18 protein-coding genes and 1 pseudogene are annotated in these 21,852 nt (G+C 61.3%); 12 read left to right on the forward strand and 7 right to left on the reverse strand.

The window, feature by feature from the left end; genetic code table 11:
- Positions 1-75 precede the first annotated feature (75 nt).
- Genes dusB through ntrC form a run of 3 tightly spaced genes read left to right on the forward strand, consistent with a single transcriptional unit; the run spans position 76 to position 3,691 of the window.
- Positions 76-1,092 carry a tRNA dihydrouridine synthase DusB gene (gene dusB / locus G9X68_RS10680; protein WP_171602347.1) on the forward strand — a complete coding sequence of 339 codons (1,017 nt, stop codon included), beginning with the start codon at positions 76-78 and terminating at the stop codon, positions 1,090-1,092.
- Positions 1,089-2,243 (forward strand): two-component system sensor histidine kinase NtrB, encoded by a 1,155-nt coding sequence (locus tag G9X68_RS10685; protein WP_171602348.1) that lies wholly within the window; start codon positions 1,089-1,091, stop codon positions 2,241-2,243. Before dusB ends, G9X68_RS10685 begins: the two co-directional genes overlap by 4 nt.
- A complete protein-coding gene (ntrC, locus tag G9X68_RS10690) occupies positions 2,240-3,691 on the forward strand; it encodes a nitrogen regulation protein NR(I) (RefSeq protein ID WP_003539347.1) in 1,452 nt (483 codons plus the stop codon). The genes G9X68_RS10685 and ntrC overlap by 4 nt, the downstream gene beginning before the upstream one ends.
- Positions 3,692-3,882: 191 nt before the next feature.
- On the opposite strand, the gene G9X68_RS10695 is transcribed toward ntrC, so the two are convergent.
- The 6 genes from G9X68_RS10695 to G9X68_RS10720 all read right to left on the reverse strand — a co-directional run bounded on the left by G9X68_RS10695 (position 3,883) and on the right by G9X68_RS10720 (position 9,373).
- Positions 3,883-4,866 carry a HupE/UreJ family protein gene (locus tag G9X68_RS10695; protein ID WP_171602349.1) on the reverse strand — a complete coding sequence of 328 codons (984 nt, stop codon included), beginning with the start codon at positions 4,864-4,866 and terminating at the stop codon, positions 3,883-3,885.
- The gene (locus G9X68_RS10700) at positions 4,863-5,744 is read right to left on the reverse strand and encodes a peptidyl-prolyl cis-trans isomerase (RefSeq protein ID WP_171602350.1); all 882 of its coding nucleotides are present in this window, start codon (positions 5,742-5,744) and stop codon (positions 4,863-4,865) included. Before G9X68_RS10700 ends, G9X68_RS10695 begins: the two co-directional genes overlap by 4 nt.
- A 46-nt stretch (positions 5,745-5,790) precedes the next feature.
- Positions 5,791-7,689: a DUF3604 domain-containing protein gene (locus G9X68_RS10705; RefSeq protein ID WP_171603047.1), complete on the reverse strand. Its 1,899-nt coding sequence runs from the start codon at positions 7,687-7,689 to the stop codon at positions 5,791-5,793.
- A 148-nt stretch (positions 7,690-7,837) separates the two neighbouring features.
- On the reverse strand, positions 7,838-8,173 hold the full coding sequence (locus G9X68_RS10710) for a hypothetical protein (RefSeq protein WP_171602351.1): 336 nt from the start codon (positions 8,171-8,173) through the stop codon (positions 7,838-7,840).
- Complete coding sequence (locus G9X68_RS10715) at positions 8,170-8,982, reverse strand: DUF2092 domain-containing protein (protein ID WP_171603048.1); 813 nt, start codon at positions 8,980-8,982, stop codon at positions 8,170-8,172. Before G9X68_RS10715 ends, G9X68_RS10710 begins: the two co-directional genes overlap by 4 nt.
- A 97-nt stretch (positions 8,983-9,079) precedes the next feature.
- Positions 9,080-9,373: a hypothetical protein gene (locus G9X68_RS10720; protein ID WP_171602352.1), complete on the reverse strand. Its 294-nt coding sequence runs from the start codon at positions 9,371-9,373 to the stop codon at positions 9,080-9,082.
- Between the two features lie 265 nt (positions 9,374-9,638).
- Between G9X68_RS10720 and G9X68_RS10725 the strand changes: the two genes are divergently transcribed.
- The 3 genes from G9X68_RS10725 (at position 9,639) to G9X68_RS10735 (ending at position 13,354) form a co-directional block, all read left to right on the forward strand.
- The gene (locus tag G9X68_RS10725) at positions 9,639-11,822 is read left to right on the forward strand and encodes an adenylate cyclase (RefSeq protein ID WP_171602353.1); all 2,184 of its coding nucleotides are present in this window, start codon (positions 9,639-9,641) and stop codon (positions 11,820-11,822) included.
- Between the two features lie 263 nt (positions 11,823-12,085).
- Positions 12,086-12,841, forward strand: coding sequence for a hypothetical protein (locus G9X68_RS10730; protein ID WP_244956148.1), 756 nt, complete (start codon positions 12,086-12,088; stop codon positions 12,839-12,841).
- 39 nt (positions 12,842-12,880) lie between these two features.
- On the forward strand, positions 12,881-13,354 hold the full coding sequence (locus tag G9X68_RS10735; RefSeq protein ID WP_171602354.1) for a hypothetical protein: 474 nt from the start codon (positions 12,881-12,883) through the stop codon (positions 13,352-13,354).
- 41 nt (positions 13,355-13,395) lie between these two features.
- On the opposite strand, the gene G9X68_RS10740 is transcribed toward G9X68_RS10735, so the two are convergent.
- On the reverse strand, positions 13,396-13,770 hold the full coding sequence (locus G9X68_RS10740) for a hypothetical protein (RefSeq protein WP_171602355.1): 375 nt from the start codon (positions 13,768-13,770) through the stop codon (positions 13,396-13,398).
- Positions 13,771-13,900: 130 nt separating this feature from the next.
- On the opposite strand from G9X68_RS10740, the pseudogene G9X68_RS10745 reads away from it, so the two are divergent.
- The 6 genes and pseudogenes from G9X68_RS10745 to hfq all read left to right on the forward strand — a co-directional run.
- Positions 13,901-14,215, forward strand: a pseudogene (locus G9X68_RS10745) (helix-turn-helix domain-containing protein); the annotation flags it as partial.
- A 600-nt stretch (positions 14,216-14,815) separates the two neighbouring features.
- Complete coding sequence (locus tag G9X68_RS10750; RefSeq protein WP_171602356.1) at positions 14,816-15,805, forward strand: potassium channel beta subunit family protein; 990 nt, start codon at positions 14,816-14,818, stop codon at positions 15,803-15,805.
- Positions 15,806-16,937: 1,132 nt separating this feature from the next.
- On the forward strand, positions 16,938-19,214 hold the full coding sequence (locus G9X68_RS10755) for a sensor histidine kinase NtrY-like (RefSeq protein ID WP_171602357.1): 2,277 nt from the start codon (positions 16,938-16,940) through the stop codon (positions 19,212-19,214).
- Positions 19,204-20,568 (forward strand): nitrogen assimilation response regulator NtrX, encoded by a 1,365-nt coding sequence (gene ntrX / locus G9X68_RS10760; protein WP_129420810.1) that lies wholly within the window; start codon positions 19,204-19,206, stop codon positions 20,566-20,568. Before G9X68_RS10755 ends, ntrX begins: the two co-directional genes overlap by 11 nt.
- A gap of 64 nt (positions 20,569-20,632) precedes the next feature.
- A complete protein-coding gene (locus tag G9X68_RS10765) occupies positions 20,633-21,496 on the forward strand; it encodes a D-amino-acid transaminase (RefSeq protein WP_171602358.1) in 864 nt (287 codons plus the stop codon).
- Positions 21,497-21,608: 112 nt separating this feature from the next.
- On the forward strand, positions 21,609-21,851 hold the full coding sequence (hfq, locus tag G9X68_RS10770; protein WP_003539403.1) for an RNA chaperone Hfq: 243 nt from the start codon (positions 21,609-21,611) through the stop codon (positions 21,849-21,851).
- The last annotated feature ends 1 nt before the right edge of the window (position 21,852 follow it).

A 21,852-nucleotide genomic window follows, 5' to 3' on the forward strand; every position in this document is an offset into this window, starting at 1 on the left:
CCGAAAAATATCAATTCCGGTCCCAGCCCCCTTGGCAAGTCAGGGAATAATGGCTAAAAATAATGCAGTTCTATTGTGTGCCCGAAAGATAATCATTTGATTTCCAAGGACCTCGCAGCGCCTTTCCAAATCGGACCCGTGTCCGTGCGGAACCGCGTTGTACTGGCGCCGATGTCCGGCGTCACGGATATGCCCTTTCGCGAGCTTGCCTGGCGCTTCGGCGCCGGCCTCGTCGTCACCGAGATGGTGGCGAGCCGCGAACTGGTCAATGACACGGCCGAATCCTGGTCGCGGCTGAGCGCTGCGGGCTTCCGGCCGCATATGGTGCAGCTTGCCGGGCGCGAGGCGCACTGGATGGCGGAGGCCGCCAAGATCGCCGCCGATCACGGCGCCGATATCATCGACATCAACATGGGCTGTCCGGCAAAGAAGGTGATCGGCGGTTATTCCGGCTCGGCGCTGATGCGCGATCCCGATCACGCGCTCGGTCTCATTGAGGCGACGGTCAAGGCCGTCGATATTCCCGTGACGCTGAAGATGCGCCTTGGCTGGGATGAGAATTCGATCAACGCGCCTGATATCGCCCGCCGCGCCGAGGCGGCCGGCATACAGCTCGTGACCATTCACGGGCGCACCCGCATGCAATTCTACGAAGGCCGCGCCGATTGGGATGCGATCCGCGCGGTCCGCGAGGTGATCTCCATTCCGCTGATCGCCAATGGCGATGTCGAAACCGCGGGCGACGCGCAGGAAATATTGCGCCGCTCCGGCGCCGATGCCGTGATGATCGGCAGGGGCTGCCAGGGCAGGCCGTGGCATGCCGGCGTCATATCGGGGGCGCCCGAGCCGCTACCGCAGGAGATCGCCGATATCGCCGTCGAGCATTACCGGATGATGCTGGATTTCTATGGCGAGGCGGTGGCGATCCGCCATGCCCGCAAGCACCTTGGCTGGTATCTCCAGCGTTTCGCGCCTGATCTGTCAGGCGCTGAAAAAGCGGAGATCATGACCTCGCGCGACCCGCGCGAGGTGGCCGCGCGTCTTTATGATGCGTTGGCTGTGAATATTGTCGACAGCCGGGAGGCGGCATGACGAAGGATATGACATCTCCGTCCGATCACGCCGGCGGGACCGTCGCCATGGCCGTGCTGAACGCCATCCAGAACCCCGTCGTCATGGTCGACGAATCCGGCTTCGTCGTTTTCGCCAATTGGGAAGCGGAGGCCTTCTTCGGCGCCAGCGCCTCGCATCTGGCGCGTTATCGGATCTCGACCTTCATTCCCTTCGGCAGCCCGCTGCTCGCCCTGATCGACCAAGTGCGCGAGCGCAAGGCGCCGGTCAACGAATATCGCGTCGATCTGAGTTCGCCCCGCCTTGGCCAGGACAAGCTCGTCGATCTCTACGTCGCCCCTGTGCTCAGCGAGCCCGGCGCCGTCGTCATCGTCTTTCAGGAACGCTCGATGGCCGACAAGATCGACCGGCAGCTGACGCATCGCGCCGCCGCCCGCTCTGTGACCGGCCTTGCCTCGATGCTGGCGCATGAGATCAAGAACCCGCTCTCCGGCATCCGCGGCGCCGCCCAGTTGCTCGAACAATCTGCGGTCGACGACGATCGGGCGCTGACCCGGCTGATCTGCGACGAGACCGATCGCATCGTCTCGCTGGTCGACCGGATGGAAGTCTTTTCCGACGAACGCCCCGTCGACCGCATGCCGGTCAATATCCATTCCGTGCTCGATCATGTGAAGGCGGTCGCCAAGGCGGGTTTTGCCCGCAACATCCGGGTCACCGAGAGTTACGACCCGTCGCTGCCGGCCGTCTATGCCAATCGCGACCAGCTTGTCCAGGTCTTCCTCAATCTGGTGAAGAACGCCGCCGAAGCGGTCGGCGATCGGCCGGACGGCGAAATCATGCTGACGACGGCCTATCGCCCCGGCATCCGTCTTTCGGTCGCCGGCACGCGCGAAAAGATCTCGCTGCCGCTGGAATTCTGCGTCCACGATAATGGCCCCGGCGTTCCCCTCGATCTGTTGCCGCATCTCTTCGATCCCTTTATCACCACTAAGCCGAACGGCAGCGGTCTCGGCCTGGCGCTGGTCGCCAAGATCATCGGCGATCACGGCGGCATCATCGAATGCGACAGCCAGAACAGCCGCACGACATTCCGCGTTCTCATGCCTGCGTCGAAGGACGCCTCGCTCGAGGACGCCTCTATAGCAAGCTCGACAGGACATTCTCGATGACAGCCACGATCCTCGTTGCAGATGATGATGCGGCCATCCGGACCGTGCTCAACCAGGCTTTGAGCCGCGCCGGTTATGACGTCCGCATCACCTCCAACGCCGCTACCCTCTGGCGCTGGATTTCGGCAGGCGAGGGCGATCTGGTCGTCACCGATGTGGTGATGCCCGACGAGAACGCCTTCGATCTGCTGCCGCGCATCAAGAAGGCGCGGCCCGACCTGCCGGTCCTCGTCATGAGCGCCCAGAACACCTTCATGACCGCCATCAAGGCCTCGGAAAAGGGCGCCTACGACTATCTGCCGAAGCCCTTCGACCTCACCGAGCTGATCGGCATCATCGGCCGTGCGCTGGCCGAGCCGAAGCGCAAGCCCGCCAAACTCGAAGACGACATGCAGGACGGCATGCCGCTCGTCGGCCGGTCGGCGGCGATGCAGGAAATCTACCGCGTGCTCGCCCGGCTGATGCAGACGGACCTGACGCTGATGATCACCGGCGAATCCGGCACCGGCAAGGAACTCGTCGCCCGCGCACTGCATGATTACGGCAAGCGCCGAAACGGCCCGTTCGTCGCAATCAACATGGCCGCGATCCCGCGCGACCTGATCGAATCCGAACTCTTCGGCCATGAGAAGGGCGCCTTCACCGGCGCGCAGACGCGCTCCACCGGCCGCTTCGAGCAGGCCGAAGGCGGCACGCTCTTCCTCGACGAGATCGGCGACATGCCGATGGACGCCCAGACACGGCTCTTACGCGTCCTGCAGCAGGGCGAATACACCACTGTCGGTGGCCGCACGCCGATCCGCACCGACGTGCGCATCGTTGCCGCCACCAACAAGGACCTGAAGCAGGCGATCAACCAGGGCCTCTTCCGCGAAGATCTCTATTACCGCCTCAATGTCGTGCCGCTGCGCCTGCCGCCGCTGCGCGACCGCGCCGAGGACATTCCCGACCTGGTGCGCCATTTCATCCAGCAGGCGGAAAAGGAAGGTCTCGGCTCCAAGCGCTTCGATCAGGAAGCGCTCGAACTGATGAAGGCCTACGCCTGGCCGGGCAACGTCCGCGAACTGGAAAATCTGATCCGCCGCCTGATGGCGCTCTATCCGCAGGATGTGATCACCCGCGAGATCATCGATGCGGAACTGCGTTCCGACGTGCCCGACAGCCCGATCGACAAGGGGCCGATGCGCAGCGGCTCGATGACGATCGCCCAGGCCGTCGAGGAGAACATGCGCAGCTACTTCGCAGGCTTCGGGGACAATCTGCCGCCGCCCGGCCTCTATGATCGCGTGCTGACCGAAATGGAATATCCGCTGATCCTCGCCGCACTGACGGCGACGCGCGGCAACCAGATCAAGGCGGCCGATCTTCTCGGTCTCAACCGCAACACCTTGCGTAAGAAGATCAGGGAACTTGGCGTCTCGGTCTACAGGAGTTCCCGCACCGCCTGAGCGTGTTCGGGCTTGCACGGTGCTCCCGTATACGATTTCCCTGAAATCTTAGGAGTGTCATATAAGCGGCTGAAATAATTAATCTTTCTTCCGATAACGTTCTGCGAGCGTCTGGCACTGATTTCGCCCTCAGGCACCCAATCTAGTGCTCGCAATCGGGTGGCCGCTGACGTCCTCGACGGTTGCACTCGTCAAAATCCCGCGAGCCGCTGGGCCAGCCAGAACGCCGACACCGATCCAATCACGTAAGCGAGACGGAGGCGCAGCCGGAGAATGTCGGCCACCAACAGTCGAACACCGGCCATCGTCAGCAGGGCCGTGGCAACGAAGACAAGCTGTCCTGCCTCGACCCCTAGATTGAACGTAAGTAGTGCCAGCGGCACGTCCTTCTGCGGCAAACCGATTTCCCGTAAGGCACCGCCGAAGCCGAAGCCGTGCAACAAACCGAAGAGGAAACTTATGATCCATGGATACCGACTTGAGAGATCCCGCTTTCCTCGATCCGACCGAACGATCTCCGCGCCGACGAACATGATGCTGAGCGCTATCAAAACTTCTACCGGGGGCTGCGGCACGGCCGCGATCCCGAGCGTCGCGAAGGCGAGCGTCACCGAGTGCGCTACCGTGAAGGAGGTAATGGTCGCAAGTAGCGTCCTTGGATTCCCGATCAAAAGCAGGAGTGCGAACACGAACAGGAGATGGTCCACGCCGGTCATGATGTGCTGGACGCCGAGTACGAAATACGTCCGGGCCGTGGCCATCGCAGTTGGCGTCGCGGCGATCACGACGTCCGGATAGTCGGGTGAAACGCGGCTCGTCTGCGTTGTGCCATCGAAATTGACCACTCTGATCAGCGCATCCGTGTAGGTCGACGCGAGGCCGTTGATGGCGACCACGCCGCCCGCCAGACCGCCCTCGCACACCGCCTGCCAGCGGGTGATGAAAGCATTGTCGATGAAACCGCCTGCGCGGTCGCCGTCCTGCATGCAGGATGGAGGGAGGAGCACGTCGAGCGCCATCTTGTAGTCGCCCTGAGCGGGAACCTTCCACGTCAATGCGTAGCGATGCGTTGCAACCTCGTCGATCTCGAGGTAGGCCGGTCTCAGCTCATGCGCACGGGCTGCGGAACAGGCGAGAAGAACGAAGCCGATGATGAGGTAGAGGGATCGGGTCATCTGACCCCCGATGTCTTGATTGCCGATGCGGACGTGCCGGTCGGCCAGATCACACGCACCTCGTAGTGCTTCTTCATGTCATCGTAACGCCGGGCTGCGATCTGCGCACGTCTTCCACTCTCCCAGTCAAGCCGGACAGCCTCTCGCACATCCGCAAGCGGCGGCGTGCCTCCGTCCTTCTTCTCATCGACATAGACGAGATGGCCGCCGAAAGGAGAGTTGAAGGGTCCGACCCACTCGCCTTTGGGGACGAGTTTCAGGGCCGCGACGAAGTCCTTGCCGAAGATGCTGGCGACGACGTCGGCATCCGACAGTTCCATTCGTTCGGGAAGAAGGGTCGGATCGCCAGCGGTTTCCTCTGAAGCCGCTGCTGTTTCGAGGTGCGCCAGGACGATTTTCGCTCTTTCTACGGTGCTCTCGGATGATCCCTTGCCGTCGAAGAAGATCTGGCGGAACGCCAGCCTGTCCTGAGTGCGGAACTTTCCCGCATTTGCAGCGAGATACGCCTCCAGTTCTCCCTCCTTCGGTGTCAGTTCTTCACCGCTCGGCTCGAGCAGGAACTCCATCTTCTGCTGCATGCGACGCCGCACGAGGGTGTCGTCCTTGTCGAGGCTCATCTTCAATCCCTCCCTGTAGAAGACCTCCTCCTTGACGCGGCTTTCGACGAGGTTCGCGAACTCCGCTTCGGTCGGCGGTCGCTGCCAGGTTCGCGAGAAGCTCTCGAACAACTGGCCGAGCTCGCCCTGTCCCAGCTCGATTACCTGGCCATCCGCTGCCACAGGCGATCGGTTCACGGCCGAATACAGACCGAAGACCGTGACACCCAGCAGTAGGAAATGCACCAACGGTTCCCTAATGATCGTTTTGAGGATCTTCATTCCAGCCCCCTGGCTGTCCGTAAACTCGGCATGCACACGGCGGTCCTCATGCCGGATTGTACCAGATCGGCGAGGTGTAGGCCCGCTCCTGGGTCTTCATCCGCACCTCGGGTCCCATCTCGATGCCGAAATACTTGGCGTCGTAGGCGGTCCACCGCGGCGTGGGAATTTCGAGAACGCGACCGTAGTAGAACGCCCTCTGGCTCGGATCGAATTCAGGGTCCTTCCAGAATGCGATCAGTTCGGAAGAGCCGATGGTGTTCGTAAAGGTGGCGTTGGCGACGTCGACGGTATCGCCGACGGGAGGCAGCTTTCCATCCGCCCCTGGTTTGCGCGCGTCGGACCAAGCGACGTCGTAGACCTTCTCGTGGACTTCGCCCGCCGCATCGAGCCAGCCCTTCACCACCTGGTAGCGGTCGAGGTTGGCACCGATCGGATCCTTCAAAGCGGCGACCAGGAAGGTGGGAACCTTTTCGTTCGGAGCGGGGCCGATGTCGCCGCCCATTGGGACACCCTTCGTATATCCGGCGATTGCCGGGCTGCGGCTGGTGGCGTCGGCCTCATCGAAATCGAACCCGCCGAAGAAACGCACCAACATCCGTGGTCCCGTGGTCGCATAGGTCTCCCGCCGTTTCATCGCGTCGAAGATGGATGCGCGGGTGTTGTCTTGCGCCCAGACAGCCGCGTAGCCAGATGCCGTCTGCTCCCAGCCCGTAATGGTTATGCCAAGGCTGGGATTCTTCATGAACGGATGTTTCCAGCGCTCGGCATTCGGCTCATTGCTCGAGATCTTTCCCCAGAAGTTGTCGTCGTCCGCGGTGGAAAGGCCGGTATGAGAATCCGTGCTGCCCACCAAACCGAACTTGTAGGGATTGACCCCGAGTTCCTTTTCGAGCTTCAAGCCGGTCTGAAACGCGGAGCGGGTATACTCGTACTGCAGCATGTCAGGCGTCTTCTTCTGGCTGACATCCAGATTACCCTTGTCCCAGCGCTCAAAATTGGCGAATTCGTCGTTGGGAGAAAGCAACGGATGCGTCTCGCCGTCGCCTTTCATCTGGGTGGTCTCGTAGAGAACTTCCCAGCGCGTGCGCTGCTCCGCATATTCCCGGTCAATGGGTTTGCCCGTGAACGACTCGATGATCGGGAACATGGTACCGTTGCTGAGATTGCCGTTATGGGCGATCGCCAGCGCCTGGCCGCCTGTCTTGTCCTCATAGGCTGCAAGCCACTTCCACAGATCGCGGGGATTGTTGCTGCCGAGCGGCGGCTGGGTAGTATAAGGCTCGATCATCGCCGCCTTGTCGCCGTTGTCACGGAAGATGACGTTGCGGTGAAGGTTGTTGCCCGTGGCAAGCGACGTCCATTCGTAGCCGATCAGCGCGGTGAAGCGGCCCGGCTCGTTCGCCTCCTCGGCGGCATCGATGATGCTCTGCCAGGTGGACCTGTAGGCGGCTGTTCCGGGTCGATAAAGGAGATCAGGAGGGAATTTCCCTTGGGAGAACGTGGTGACGATGTCGTAGGCGGCGGCGGCCCCCTGGCCATTCTGGATCATGTCGAACCAGCTTCGGGCCTGGGCATTTTTCAGGATTTCGGGCTTGCCTGCCATAAAGTCGGCAATGAAGCCGAGATTGTCGGAGTGATCGGCGACGACGAGGAAGTCGAGGGGCCTTGAGAGCTTGACGGGCTGGCCGCTCGAGGCGGTGATTTCTTCTCCCTTTGCAAGCCTATAGGCCTCGCGCGGCCCTATCCTGGCTCCTGCCGCGCCCGCGTCGAACGACAGGTTGGTATGCAGGTGGGTGTCGCCGAAGAGCGGCCGCATTGGAAAGTTACGTCCGGCCCAGGGCGAATAGGGCCGCTTCTTCGGAAAGATATCGGCTCCGGTGGTCTTGGTGATGTCACCGATGTCGGTGTGAACTGCATCCTGGGACCAGACCGGGTGAGGCATTCCGGCGGACAGAAATCCGACCAAGGCGATACCCGTCCACAAGTCGCGTCTGTTACCACTGCTGTTCAAGTACATTCTCGTTCTCCTCTACCGAACACAGTTTCCGCTTCCAGGTCGGAATCTCGAAATCGCAAGTTCCAGGGTTTGATCAGTCCACGTTGACGACGACGTAGCGGCCCCCGGCGGACTGATAGTATGCTCCTCCACATCGCCAGACGACCGCTCCGCCGACGCTCGTCTTCGCACAGCCGGCAGGCAGGGCGGCGACATACATCGAAGTCCGACGGATGGTTCTGCGCGTTGTGCGGCGAGCCACGCCTGCCACGCTGCCTGGCGTCACCGGTCTGCCCACGCGTGCTTGTGCTTGCGTGACGATGAAACCGGGCTGGCCCAACAGGACTGAGAGCCAGCCGTCGGTCACGACGAGGGCCGCCGCCATGGCTGCGGCCGAGATGAATTTGGAAACCGTGCGCTTCTTGCTCATTCCTGTGCCTCCAGTACGAGATCGCCGACGGCGTCCGAATAGACCGCGTCGAGCTTCTTCGCGTCCGCCGGGGGGGTGAAGGAAAACTGCTTGTCGTCGACCTTGTCGGTGTTCCAGTCTCGTAGACGCAGCGTGTACTGCGGCGCGCCCGTCACCCATTTGGTGGTGATCACGTATTTCAGGGGCAGCTTGCGGTCGTCGGCGCTGATCCAGATCTGCCAGTCCACGCGATCGTTTCGAAACGCCAGGTGATCGCACTCGACGCCGCCGACAAAGGAGGTGCCGACCAGTGATCCGGAGACCACGCCGTCCATCAGAAGCGGATAGGGATCGGCGGCGAGCAGGTCGGCGCCGACCGCGTCGAGACCGGTCGACATGCGGAATTCGTCCACCGCTTCGTCGATCGACGGGCCGGGGCTGTCGATCTGCGCGTAGGCGTTCAATGCCTTGCCATAGAGCGAGACGACCTTGCCGTCGAAGACGACTTCGGTGTCCGAGTATGGACCGATGCGTGTGACGCGCAAGCCGCTGGGACGCGATACTGCGATCGTCCCCGAGGCGCTGTACTGGAGCTTCTGGCCCTGCCGGTCGACGATCTCATGATCGGTGTCGTACTCGGCGCTGAAGGAAGCCATGCCCTTGAGCTTGTCAGCCATGGCGTGCAGGATGGCGTCCGCATCGGGGTCGATGGCACTCTGGCTCAAGGCTGGCGCAGCCGACAGCGCGACAGTGATCGCGGCAGCCGCCAGACCTGTGGCTCGGCGCCGCGATCCAGGCCGGGCGGCGTCATGGATGTTCTCTCGCTTCATGTCGTTCAATCTCCGTCCTTTGGGGAATGTCCTAAGACGCCCCGGCATCGTCGGGCGGCGGCCTGTCGGTCCTTCCGCCTATTCGGCAGAGATGGCATCACCGACTTGAACCGGGCGACCATCCCTCGCTCTCCCTCAGTACCTCGCCGATCTCGCAGACGAGGGTTTCGATCATCTCCCGCCATTCCTGCTTTCGCTCCTCGCACAACGCCGGCGGCGCTGTCGGAACGCTTGCCAACGCCCGTTCGGCGTCGGCGAGGTCCGCGCACAGATCGCAGAAGTTTTCGTTCCTGTTCATCAGTCTGCGGATCGCCAGTTCGGCCCGCGGGAACCGCAGCGCCGCAGCCGAAAAGGCCAGCTCCTTACGAGTCAATTCGCCATTCGTCGCCATCCGCCCGCTGCCACCAAGTCGCTAAGATCTGGAGCCTAAGATTTGTTTTCATGGCGGGCTAGAGAACTACTGTAGGTTACGTGGTATAATGGGCGTTCAATAGGGATCGGGTGAGCAACGAAACACCGTGGAACCTCTTGGCAGGCGGGTCGACGCGGATCGACGACGATCGCAGGCATGCACGAAAGTATATTGCTGGCAGTGTAACGGTTAAGACTTGGGGTTGAACGAGCGTTCTATTCGGCTTTCACGCACGGGGGGTGTCGTGATACACACTGCAGACGCCAAGCAGAAGTCATTACGGCCTTCAGCGGACATGTGCCGTGAGCAGCTCGCGCGCATCCTAGGGAGCACCGACTTTGACGCGACCGATCGCGAGCATCGGTTTCTCGAATATGTGGTGGAAGAGTGCCTGTCGGGGCGGAACGCACGGATAAAGGCCTACAATATCGCGGTCGAAGTGTTCGGGCGCCTCGACACGTTCGATCCCCAGGTCGATCCGATCGTGCGCATCGCGGCGAGCCACCTGCGGAGATCTCTTGAACGATACTATTTGACGGCCGGGAAATCCGATCCGCTTGTTATTGGCATCCCCACGGGTTCCTACATTCCAACATTTCTCGCGCAGTCGCCGGCCAACGAAGGCATCGCGCCACGAACCGGGGTAGCCGCGCCGCCGGATCGTCCCCCTCCCGGCGCAGACGACATCCGCGCCCAACTTGAGCGCTTGGCGCTGAGCACGGAATTTCCTGATACCGGGAGGACTGGAGCATTTCTCTCCTATATCGTCGAGGAAGTGCTTGCGGGGCGCGCCAACCGGATCAAGGGCTACTCGATCGGGCTCGAGGTATTCAAGCGCAGGGATGACTTTACGCAGGACGATCCGGTCGTGCGGATCGAGGCCGGCCGGCTCCGGCGCGCGCTCGAGCGATATTACCTTGTGGCGGGACAGAACGATCCGGTTCGCATAGACGTACCCAAGGGAGGCTACGTCCCGGTTTTCCACTGGAATGCCGCAGCCTCCTCGGAAGGAGATAGCGCTGTCGGGGATGACCACGTCGCGGCGCCATCCGCTCACGAGCAACGCCTCCCGCGATTGCCAAGATTGGGTTTTATCGGGACGACGGTCGTGCTCGCCATCGCGCTCGCCGCCTCCTGCTGGACGGTCGGACGCTACGTCTCCGTTTCGCCAAGCCGCCTGTCGTCTAAACCTGACGGCCCGACACTGGTGATAGCACCGTTTGCCAATCTCGGATCCGGCCCGAATTCTGAACTATACACGAAGGGACTGACGGAAGAACTGCTGACGGCCCTTCCTCGGTTCAAGGAAATCAAAGTGTTTGGTCGCGAGACCTCGACGGCGTTGCCCACGGATGTGGCCGCGGCCCAGGTGCGGAACCAGTTCGGGGCGCACTACCTGCTCGCCGGCGGGGTACGCGTCTCTGACAAGCGCATCCGGGTCACCGCTCGCCTTGTTGACACGTCGGACGGCTCCGTTCTGTGGACCCAGGACTATGACAACGACCTGCGGTCGCGCGATCTGTTCGCGATCCAATCGGACGTCGCCAACAAGGTCGCAACGGCGATCGCACAGCCATACGGCGTCATCGCCCATGTCGACGTGGTCAACCCTCCTCCGGACGATCTCGGCGCATACGAGTGCACGCTCGGCTTCTATGCCTATCGCGTCGAGCTGACCGTCGAACGGCATGCCAAGGTGCGGGAATGCCTTGAGAGGGCGGTGGCGCTATATCCAGGATATGCGACAGCCTGGGGGATGCTGTCGATCATCTACCTCGACGAGGGCAGGTTTCAGTTCAACCCGAAGCCGGGTTCGCCCTCGTCCTTGCAGAGGTCGCTGCAGGCGGCACGTCGGGCGACCCAGCTCGACCCGGACAACAGCCGCGCCCTCCAGGCGCTCATGACGGCACTGTTCTTCAATCGACAGCCGGACGAGGCACTGCGGGTCGGAGAACAGGCGGTCGCTGCCAACCCAAACGACACGGAACTCAAGGGCGAACTCGGCACGCGCCTGGCCATGGGCGGGCAGTGGGAGCGAGGCGCAGCGCTTTTGGACGAGGCTCTCGCCTTCAATCCCAGAGGTGGCGGATACTATCACGGAACCCGCGCGCTCGCCGCGTATATGCTTCGGGACAATCCTACTGCGGTCTCCGAGATCAAGCGAGCGGACCTGCAGAAGTTCTCCCTCTTCCACGTAGTTGCGGCGGTAATCTTCGCGGAGGCCGACATGTTGGAGGATGCCCATCGGGAAGGTGAGATTTTCATGCGAATGCGCCCTGATTTTATTCCGAACATCGAGGAGGAACTCAAGGCGAGGAATTTCCGGCCGGATGATCAGTTGCGGCTGGTCGCGAGCCTTCGGAAGGCAGGGCTGCCAGTGCCAGCCGGAGTGGAGGCTTCCATCTCCAACTTCGTGGCGACGCCCTAGGTGGAGCCGATAATCCCCCCAGCGACCGGCGGGCCGCCACGTAAACTACGGTATGTTACGAGCATTCCGGGCCGCCGTTGCGTAGTGTCGATCCGGCCAGAGGTTCTGGGCGCGTGGTTTGCAGTTCCGCTGACGCGGTGCGCCATCGCTGTGTCCAAGGCGCGAAAGACTGCGTCCCGTCGAAACCGGCGGCAACTGCCACTGATCAAGCAGTTGCTGCAAGGGAGAAAACAATGAATACCTGTCTATCAGCGACAATCCTGATGGTCGGCCTGGCATTACCGACGTTTGGCAGGACCGCCGAGCTGGGTCCGTTGGCGACGACGTCACAGGCGTCAGAAAACGCGGACGAATGGACTTTCACGGTCGCGCCATATTTCTGGGGCGCAGGAATCTCCGGGGATACGGCGCAGTTCGGAGTGCCGGAAGTCCACATTGATGCCGATTTCGGCGACCTTCTCAAGAATCTCGACTTTGCGTTCATGGCGGCAGGCGAGGCGCGGTATGACCGCTTCAGCATCTTCGGCGATGTCATCTACACCAAGCTTGGCGCGGACGGTGATACGAGGAACGGGATCCTGGCTGACAGCATCGATGTCACGTCGAAGATGTTTTCGGGCCTTCTCGGCGTCGGCTATTCCGTACTCGAAGACCAGACAGGAAACCTCGACATCGTCGGCGGGATCAAGGTGTGGTCGGTCGACACGGACATCTCGTTCAACGGCGGCGTTTTCGGCGGACGCGAGGCGAGCGACAGTGCGACATGGGTCGACGGCGTTGTCGGCGTCAGGGGCAACTACTTCTTCACGCCGGAGATCTACTTGACTGGATGGGGTCTGGTCGGCGCAGGCGGCGCGGACATCGACTGGGACGTCGCGCTGGGCCTCGGCTATAAGTTCGACGACACCATATCGGCAGTCGCAGGATACCGCGCCTTGGGCGTCAATTATGACAGCGACGGGTTCGTCTTCGATGTTGTGCAGCAAGGTCCAATCTTCGGAGTGGCCATCCGCTTCTAGCGGCGTTGCTGCCAGCGAAGCACGGGAGACTGTTCCGAAATGGCCGTGAAGCCACGACAGGAAGCGGTCTATGCGATCCTTTTGGCAGCTCAGACGCTGGCAGTGGGATTTCTGCTGTGGACAGTGTTTCCGATCTTTTATTCGGTCGTCACGCATCTCGGCGAACGGCAGAACGTCTCCTGGTCGAGCCTTCTTGGTCTCGCAGCGGGCACTGTGCTGCTCCAAGCGTGCTACTGGGGCAGAGTGTGCTGTGTGGCCGTGCCTGCTCCCTGTCGCAACCTCTTCATCGCCCACCTGGTCTTTTTCGCCGCACGTCTCAGCTTTCTGTTCGGAGGCGCCTTCTTTTCGGCTATCTTCTTCAGACATCTGCCCGCGTTAGGGTCCGCACCCCCGTTCTGGGAGGTCATCGTCAGGGTGATTTCGATCGGGGCGATGCTGTTCGGACTGTTCTGCTACTCGCTCGAGCTGGAGCGGCTTGGAAAGGCGATCGAGGAAGCGCCTTCCACAATGTGAACCCGCGCACGGCTAAGACGGGGGAGGGGCGCCGCCGTTATTCAATCCTCGTTGCCTGCTCTTAGCCAGGCCAGGAGCAGGGCGAGTCCAAGTACGGCATGCAACAGTGCCGCCGGCAACAATAGTGGCCCGGCAGTCGCCGTTTCGACGGCGAGAGCAGCCAAATAGACGGCCGCCAGAGCGTTGTATGTTAGCATGGCGGCGAGCGCGGGGCTTCTGCCGCTAATCTCCCTGCCTGTCCAAGCCATGACGGTCAGCGCGAACAACGCGATGCCGGTCAATCGGGCGACCGCCAGGCCGGGGTAGGACAGCACCTCCCCTAGTAGCAGCCGCGCGACGATGTTCGGAGCCAGGGCGAGCGTGATGGCGGTTAGACCTTCGATGCATGCGGTCATCCTGAGCAGAGCTGGCGTCATGTCCAATCCTCTTAGGTCCAAGACAGTTCCCACCACATTAGCACACCGGACCACGCCTAGGCGGCTGGCAGTCCAAAGTGACAGCCGCAACTGCGGCGTCGTTCCAGGTCTGCGCCCCTCCAGCGAGGATAGTGAGATACCGAGCAGGCATATCCCTTTGCGTGGCGGGAAGATTGGCGCGAGAAGCAGGGCTACTACGATGGCGATCGCGCAAGCCGTCGAAGAAAACATGCGCAGCTATTTCGCAGGCGACAATCTGCCGCCGCCCGGCCTCTATGATCGCGGGCTGACCGAAATGGAATATCCGCTGATCCTCGCCGCACTGACGGCGACGCGCGGCAACCAGATCAAGGCGGCCGATCTTCTCGGTCTCAACCGCAACACCTTGCGCAAGAAGATCAGGGAACTTGGCGTCTCGGTCTATAGGAGTTCCCGCACCGCCTGAGCCTGCTCGGGGCGCGATGAAAAGAAGGCGGCGGGCCCTCATGTTTGCCCACCGCCCACCCCTCCCGGCGTCCGCCGCCACGGTCGGGAGGAGAGGTGAGCCTATCTGAGCCAGGCCACGGTTTGTATCCAAGCAGACAAACAAAGATGCAGTGTCATTCGACGGTCACATAAGCATTTGTGAGGAGTGTTTTGCCGCCAGGCAAATGTCATTGAAGTTGCTGCGATCATCGTCGCGGTGCCTGTGGATAAGCTGTGGATATCCGGTGGATGACAGGATCAATCAGCGCGCGATAACGTCGCAGTTTCCAATCGCATGTTGCCAATCCGTTCTGAATCTCATCATTCTACTGTTGCTGCCGTCGACTTCCGCCGCAAACGTCGTCGATCGCATGCCACGGGGCGCTCCGACTGATGTCGTGGAGCGCCCTTTTCTTTACCGTTTGGGGCTGACGGGAACTGCGACATCGTGTTCCATGCCGGTCAACGGGCTGAGCCTCGCATATCGTTGTTCATGCCATAGATTACAATCGGTCGTCGATCGACCGGGCGACGTCGGCCCGGTGACCGGCCGGCACATGTTCATAACGGGAGTTGCATGATGGAATATCGACGTTTGGGAAAGTCGGGCCTGAAGGTGAGCGAGTTCTCCTTCGGCTCATGGGTGACGTTCGGCAAGCAGGTCAATGGAGGAGACGCCGTCGACCTCATGAAGCTTGCCTATGACAACGGGGTGAACTTCTTCGACAATGCCGAGGGATACGAAAGCGGCAAGTCCGAGATCGTGATGGGCGAGGCGCTCAGCAGGCTCGGCTGGAGCCGCGACAGCTTCGTCGTCTCCAGCAAGGTCTTCTGGGGAGGCCAGAAGCCGACGCAGCGCGGCCTGTCGCGCAAGCATGTGACCGACGCCTGCCATGCAGCGCTCAAGCGGCTTCAGGTCGACTACCTCGACCTCTACTTCTGCCACCGCCCGGATATCGACACGCCGATCGAGGAAACGGTCCGGGCGATGCACGATCTCGTCGCCCAGGGCAAGGTGCTCTATTGGGGCACATCGGAATGGTCGGCGCAGCAGTTGACGGAAGCCCACGCCGTCGCCCGCGACCTGCGCATCACGCCGCCGACCATGGAACAGCCGCAGTACAACATCTTCGAACGACAGAAGGTCGAGTCTGACTATCTGCCGCTCTATGATCTGATCGGCCTTGGCACCACGATCTGGTCGCCGCTCGCCTCGGGTGTCCTGACCGGCAAATACAATGACGGCGTGCCGGCCGACAGCCGTATGAACCTGCCGGGCTATGAATGGCTGAAGGAAAAATGGTCCAGCGATGCCGGCCGCGCCCAGCTCAAACAAGTCGGCGAACTCGCAAAGCTCGCGGACGAGATCGGCATATCGATCACCCATCTGGCCCTTTTGTGGTGCCTCGCCAACCGCAACGTCTCGACCGTCATTCTTGGAGCCTCGCGCGCCAGCCAGCTGCAGGACAATCTTGCAGCCCTCTCACACCGAGAGAAGATGACTTCTGACGTGCTGGACCGGATCGACACGATCGTCGGAAACAAACCGGAAGGACCACGGCGCTTCTAGAGGACCCAACCTCTCTAGACGGGTCAGATTAAGGCCCGCCGGGAGACGTCGCTGGCCAATCGTTCCAGCACGAAGGGTGTGAGAGGGCCTATGTATCCGTGACTAGGTTGGATCGGCTGTAACGAGCTTTTTGCAACAGTGACATGCTAGGGAGGCGGGATGCATTTTCTTGAAGTTTTCGCGATCGGAAGTCTTATAGCCGCTGGAATTTTTCACGTCTGCATGCTCTTCGCCTTCGAGCACTTGACCAGTAAGATCAACAAATATGGGCCGAACTTGGTAACGAAAAGGGGAAGGGCGCTCCCCGAAATTGATCAGAACAGCCAAGTGATTCCACTGGAATTAAAGAGTAAATTCGTGCTTTACAGGCAGTGTTGGATCGTTTTTATGATCGTCTTCATGATGCCCGTGGTAGTTTACTTAATCAGTAAAGCAAAATGAAATGCTTTAAGTTTCGTATCCTTGTGTGGCTGTTATTTTTCTGCGCCATCAGTCAGGGGAAAATCGAGGCGAATTTGACAGGCATCAGTCTTTTCGCAAGACCTGATAGTTTTGCCAGTATGTATCTGAGAATAAACGCTTTCGATGAATCCTTCACTCGCTGCAGGGTCGCCATGAACGTTTCAAGTTCGATCGGCGATGTGAGTTGCAGAAGGTCTCTACGACTCATCAACGAGTTCTCTGACCTGGTCGGCATGGGCGTAATACGCGATGATGACGAGAAGACGCTCAAACGCGTCTTAGATTTTTTGATCCGATACAGGGATCATAGTAAATGAGCCTGCAGTCTATTCTCCAAAGCGACGGAAAGGCTGACGACACACAGCATGGCAAACGGGCGGGCGATTTGCCTCGCCTACAGCGTCTGCTCGTCAGCGCATCATTCCGGCAACCGCGACGCTGCGACTGCACAAGGAAATTCAACGCGTGGCCGATAACACAGGGTCATGCACGGCTTGACAATGTGACGACACGCGTTGCATTTTCGCCACAATGCGTTGCTTAAAGGTCACGCAAGGGTTTTGGACATTCGCTCCCGATCGAGTCGTTGCAGCGCTGGCTTTTTGAGCCGGCGTTGCTTGGTTTTCGATCGGATGGCGAGGGCGGCGGGTGCCGTCTGAAGAGAGGCCGAATGACGCAGGATGGGGTATCGCCGGCGGCGGCGGCGGCGGGCGAGACGGTGACGACGGTGACCGACCGCCGCGCGCTTTTTGCCGTGCCCGGCCTCGTACTCGCCGGCGGCGCGCTTCTCTGTGCCACGGCCACGCTTTTCGTGCTGCTTGGCCTGACGCCGATCGCCCCGACGTCGCATGTCGTCATCACCTCGGTGATCGTCAACTCCTTCTTTGTCCTGACGCTGCTCGCCTTGATCGGCCGCGAGGTGGCAAGGCTGCTGAAAGCCCGCACTCGTGGCCGTGCGGCAGCCCGCCTGCACATCCGCATCGTCGTGCTCTTTTCGATCGTGGCGATCACGCCGGCGATCCTCGTCGCCATCTTCGCCAGTATCACGCTGAACGCCGGCCTTGATCGCTGGTTTGCCCTGCGCACCCAGTCGATCGTCAGCTCGTCGCGCAATATCGGCCAAGCCTACATGATGGAGAATGCCAGCTACCTGCAGGGGCAGACGGTCTCCATGGCCAACGACCTGGAGCGCAACCGCGCGCTCTACAGCCTCGACAGGACCGGCTTTTCCGATCTGATGACCCGCCAGGCGAGGGGCCGCGGCCTGCTCGGCGCCTTCCTCGTCGAGCGCGACGGCTCGGTGATCGTCCAGGCCGATATCGCCACCGAAAAGCCGCTGCCGGCCATCCCGCAGGACGCATTGGAAAAGGCGGCCGCCGGCCAGCCGACGCTGATCCCGCCCGGCGTCACCAATCTCGTCGGCGCCATCATCAAGCTCGATGCCATCCAGGGCACCTTTCTGTATACGGTGCGCGCCGTCGATCCCAAGGTCATGGGCGCCATGCGGATGATGGAGGAGAACGCCACCGAATACCGTTCGATGGAGGCCAACCGCTTCTCGCTGCAGGTCGCCTTCGCCGTACTCTATATCGGCTTCGCGCTGATCGTGCTCTTGGCGGCGATCTGGACCGCGATCGCCGTCGCCGACCGCATCGTCCGGCCGATCCGGCTGCTGATCACGGCGGCCGACAGCGTTGCATCGGGCAATATGGACATCGTCGTGCCGGTGCATGCCGTTGACGGCGACGTCGCCAATCTCTCGCGCACCTTCAACAAGATGATCTCGGAAATCCGCACCCAGCGCGACGAGATCCTCGAAGCCAAGGACGAGGTTGACGACCGCCGCCGCTTCATCGAAGCGGTGCTGTCGGGCGTCACCGCCGCCGTCATCGGCGTCGAACAGGATCGCCGCATAGCCATCGTCAACAGTTCGGCCGAAACGCTGATGTCGCTGTCGGCCGACGAGATGCTCGGCAAGCAGCTGGTCGATATCGCGCCTGAGGTCGATCACGTGCTGACCGAGGCGGCGTCGCGTCATCGCGGCGATTTCCGCAAGCAGATCGCGTTGGTGCGTGGCGGCACTGTGCGGACGCTGAGCGTGCAGGTCACCCGCGAGGAAGTGCGCGACATGAGCGAATCCTACGTGATCACGCTCGACGACATCACCGATCTCGTCATCGCCCAGCGCTCGACCGCCTGGGGCGACGTGGCAAGGCGCATCGCCCATGAGATCAAGAACCCGCTGACCCCGATCCAGCTTTCCGCCGAGCGCATCCAGCGGCGTTACGGCAAGCAGATCGACCCGAACGACCGGACCGTCTTCGACCAATGCACCGATACGATCATCCGCCAGGTCGGCGATATCGGCCGCATGGTCGACGAATTCTCCGCCTTTGCCCGCATGCCGAAGCCGACCAAGGAGCCGAGCGACCTGCGCGATATCCTGCGCGACGCGATCTTCCTGCGCGAGATGGGCAACCATCACGTCACCTTCGAGCAGGATTTCGGCGACCAGCCGCTGGAGGGCCTGTTTGATAGCCGCATGCTCGGCCAGGCCTTCGGAAATCTCATCAAGAATGCCGTCGAATCGATCGAGGCCGTGCCGAGCGATGAGCGGGACGAACGCAAGATTCTCGTCCGCGCCGCACTCGATACCGGCCGCGACCGCTTCACCGTCGACGTTATCGACAATGGCCGCGGCCTGCCGGTGGAGAACCGCCACAGCATTCTGGAACCCTATATGACGATGCGCGAGAAGGGCACCGGCCTCGGCCTCGCCATCGTCAAGAAGATCATCGAGGAACATGGCGGGCAGCTCGAGCTGCATGATGCGCCCGCCGATTTTGACCGGGGAAGAGGGGCCATGATCCGCGTGCATCTGCCACGCCTTGATCCGACGCCTGCTGCTCCCGCATCTAATGACAAGGAAAGCGTTTATGGCCTCTGATATTCTCGTCGTCGACGATGAGCATGATATTCGCGAGATCGTTTCCGGCATTCTCTCGGACGAGGGACACGAGACGCGCACGGCCCATGACAGCGACAGCGCATTGGCGGCGATTTCCGATCGCGTGCCGCGGCTGATCTTCCTCGATATCTGGATGCAGGGCAGCAAGCTCGATGGCCTGTCGCTGCTCGACGAGATCAAGACCCGCCATCCGGAATTGCCCGTCGTGATGATTTCCGGCCACGGCAACATCGAGACCGCCGTCTCGGCGATCAAGCGTGGCGCCTTCGATTTCATCGAGAAGCCCTTCAAGGCCGACCGGCTGATCCTGATCGCCGAACGTGCGCTGGAGAATTCCAAGCTGAAGCGCGAAGTCTCGGATCTGAAGCGCCGCACCGGCGACGCGCTGGAGCTGATCGGCACCTCGGTCGCCGTTTCGCAGCTGCGCCAGACGATCGAGAAGATCTCGCCGACCAACAGCCGCATCATGATCCTCGGCGCCTCCGGTTCCGGCAAGGAGCTGGTGGCGCGGATGATCCACAAGAAGTCGGCCCGCGCCAACGGCCCCTTCGTTGCGATCAACGCCGCCAACATCACGCCCGAACGCATGGAGGTGGCGCTGTTCGGCACCGAGGGCACGCCCGGCCAGGCGCGCAAGATCGGCGCGCTCGAGGAAGCCCATCGCGGCATCCTCTATCTCGACGAAGTTGGCGAAATGCCGCGCGAGACGCAGAACAAGATCCTCCGCGTCCTGGTCGATCAGCAGTTCGAGCGGGTCGGCGGTTCCAAGCGCGTCAAGGTCGATGTCCGCATCATCTCCTCGACCGCCTATAATCTCGAAAGCCGCATCGCCGAAGGCTGGTTCCGCGAGGATCTCTATCATCGCCTTGCCGTCGTGCCGGTGCGTGTGCCCGCACTAGCCGAACGGCGCGAGGACATTCCCTTCCTCGTCGATCAGCTGATGCGCCAGATATCGGAGCAGGCCGGCATCCGTCCGCGCCGCATCGGCGATGACGCCATGGCGGTGCTGCAGGCGCATGACTGGCCCGGCAACATCCGCCAGCTGCGCAACAATATCGAGCGGCTGATGATCCTTGCCCGCACCGACGGCCCCGATGCGCCGATCACCGCCGACATGCTGCCGACCGATCTCGGCGACATGCTGCCGAAGGTGTCCGCCAAGAACGACTATCACATCATGACGCTGCCGCTGCGCGAAGCCCGCGAGATGTTCGAGAAGGATTATCTGATCGCCCAGATCAACCGCTTCGGCGGCAACATCTCGCGCACCGCGGAATTCGTCGGCATGGAGCGTTCGGCGCTACACCGCAAGCTGAAGTCGCTCGGCGTCTGATCGTTTCCGGCGCGGCTGCCGTCGCGCCGCGTCCCATATTGCTTCCCGGAAGATCAGGTTTCCCATGCCGAGAATTGCCTATGTGAATGGCCGTTACGTCAAGCATTCCGATGCCAGCGTGCATATCGAAGATCGCGGCTACCAGTTTGCCGACGGCGTCTACGAGGTCTGCGAAGTGCGCCACGGCTATATCGTCGACCTCACGCGCCATCTGAACCGTCTCGACCGATCGCTTAGTGAGTTGCGCATCGCCTGGCCGATGGGCCGGGCGGCACTGACGCAGGTCATTCGCGAGACGCTGCGCCGCAACCATGTCCGCAACGGGCTTTTCTACATGCAGGTGACGCGCGGCGTCGCCCGCCGCGATCATGTCTTCCCGGCCGAGGGAACGCCGCCCTCCCTGGTGATCACCGCCAAGAGCACCGATGCCAGGATCATCGCCGCCAAGAACGCCAACGGCATCAAGGCGATCACCCTTGTCGACAATCGCTGGGACCGCGTCGACATCAAGTCCGTCGGCCTGCTGCCGAATGCCATGGCCCGCCAGCAGGCAAAGGAGACCGGCGCCCAGGAAGCGATCTATGTCGACGGCGACGGCATGGTGAAGGAAGGGGCGGCGACCAATGTCTGGATCGTCGATCCGGACGGAACGCTGGTGACGCGCCCGGCCGAACACGGCATCCTGCGCGGCATTACCCGCACCACTCTGATGGATGTCGGAGCCAAGCTGGGGTTGAGTATCGCGGAGCGGAATTTCTCCGTTTCGGAGATGCTCGCAGCCCGCGAGGTCTTCCTCACTGCAGCCACAAGCATTTGTTTTCCGGTCGTTTCCGTCGATGGCCAGCCCATTGCCAACGGCCATCCGGGCAGCGTTTCGCAGAAAGTCCGCGAGGCCTTTTTCGACGTTGCGGAAAAGATTGCGATTTGATACCAAGATTTGCTGGACAGGTGGAATGAGGAAGCCACCGGTCTTCGCATGGTGAGGTTGATTGATATTCTACCGGCCAGATCAGGTCGGCAATAAAGAAAGAAGCGGCGCGATGGCGGAACGTTCTCAGAATCTTCAGGACTTATTTCTCAATACTGTTCGCAAGCAAAAGATTTCCCTGACAATCTTTCTGATCAACGGCGTGAAACTCACGGGCGTTGTTACGTCTTTTGACAATTTCTGTGTTCTTCTTCGCCGTGACGGCCATTCGCAGCTCGTGTATAAGCATGCGATCTCGACGATCATGCCGGGCCAACCCATGCAGATGTTCGAGAGCGAAGAAGCAGCGTCCTAAC

The sequence above is a fragment of the Rhizobium changzhiense genome (assembly GCF_013087625.1).
GTDB lineage: Bacteria > Pseudomonadota > Alphaproteobacteria > Rhizobiales > Rhizobiaceae > Rhizobium > Rhizobium sophorae.

Coding starts and splice junctions, on each gene's coding strand:
- G9X68_RS10685 (WP_171602348.1), top strand. CDS start 1,089: ATGACGAAGGATATGACATCTCCGTCCGATCACGCCGGCGGGACCGTC.
- G9X68_RS10765 (WP_171602358.1), top strand. CDS start 20,633: ATGCCGAGAATTGCCTATGTGAATGGCCGTTACGTCAAGCATTCCGAT.
- hfq (WP_003539403.1), top strand. CDS start 21,609: ATGGCGGAACGTTCTCAGAATCTTCAGGACTTATTTCTCAATACTGTT.
- G9X68_RS10740 (WP_171602355.1), bottom strand. CDS start 13,770: ATGACGCCAGCTCTGCTCAGGATGACCGCATGCATCGAAGGTCTAACC.
- G9X68_RS10715 (WP_171603048.1), bottom strand. CDS start 8,982: ATGAAGCGAGAGAACATCCATGACGCCGCCCGGCCTGGATCGCGGCGC.
- ntrC (WP_003539347.1), top strand. CDS start 2,240: ATGACAGCCACGATCCTCGTTGCAGATGATGATGCGGCCATCCGGACC.
- G9X68_RS10710 (WP_171602351.1), bottom strand. CDS start 8,173: ATGAGCAAGAAGCGCACGGTTTCCAAATTCATCTCGGCCGCAGCCATG.
- G9X68_RS10750 (WP_171602356.1), top strand. CDS start 14,816: ATGGAATATCGACGTTTGGGAAAGTCGGGCCTGAAGGTGAGCGAGTTC.
- G9X68_RS10700 (WP_171602350.1), bottom strand. CDS start 5,744: ATGAAGATCCTCAAAACGATCATTAGGGAACCGTTGGTGCATTTCCTA.
- G9X68_RS10730 (WP_244956148.1), top strand. CDS start 12,086: ATGGTCGGCCTGGCATTACCGACGTTTGGCAGGACCGCCGAGCTGGGT.
- G9X68_RS10735 (WP_171602354.1), top strand. CDS start 12,881: ATGGCCGTGAAGCCACGACAGGAAGCGGTCTATGCGATCCTTTTGGCA.
- G9X68_RS10695 (WP_171602349.1), bottom strand. CDS start 4,866: ATGACCCGATCCCTCTACCTCATCATCGGCTTCGTTCTTCTCGCCTGT.
- ntrX (WP_129420810.1), top strand. CDS start 19,204: ATGGCCTCTGATATTCTCGTCGTCGACGATGAGCATGATATTCGCGAG.
- G9X68_RS10755 (WP_171602357.1), top strand. CDS start 16,938: ATGACGCAGGATGGGGTATCGCCGGCGGCGGCGGCGGCGGGCGAGACG.
- G9X68_RS10720 (WP_171602352.1), bottom strand. CDS start 9,373: ATGGCGACGAATGGCGAATTGACTCGTAAGGAGCTGGCCTTTTCGGCT.
- G9X68_RS10705 (WP_171603047.1), bottom strand. CDS start 7,689: ATGCCTCACCCGGTCTGGTCCCAGGATGCAGTTCACACCGACATCGGT.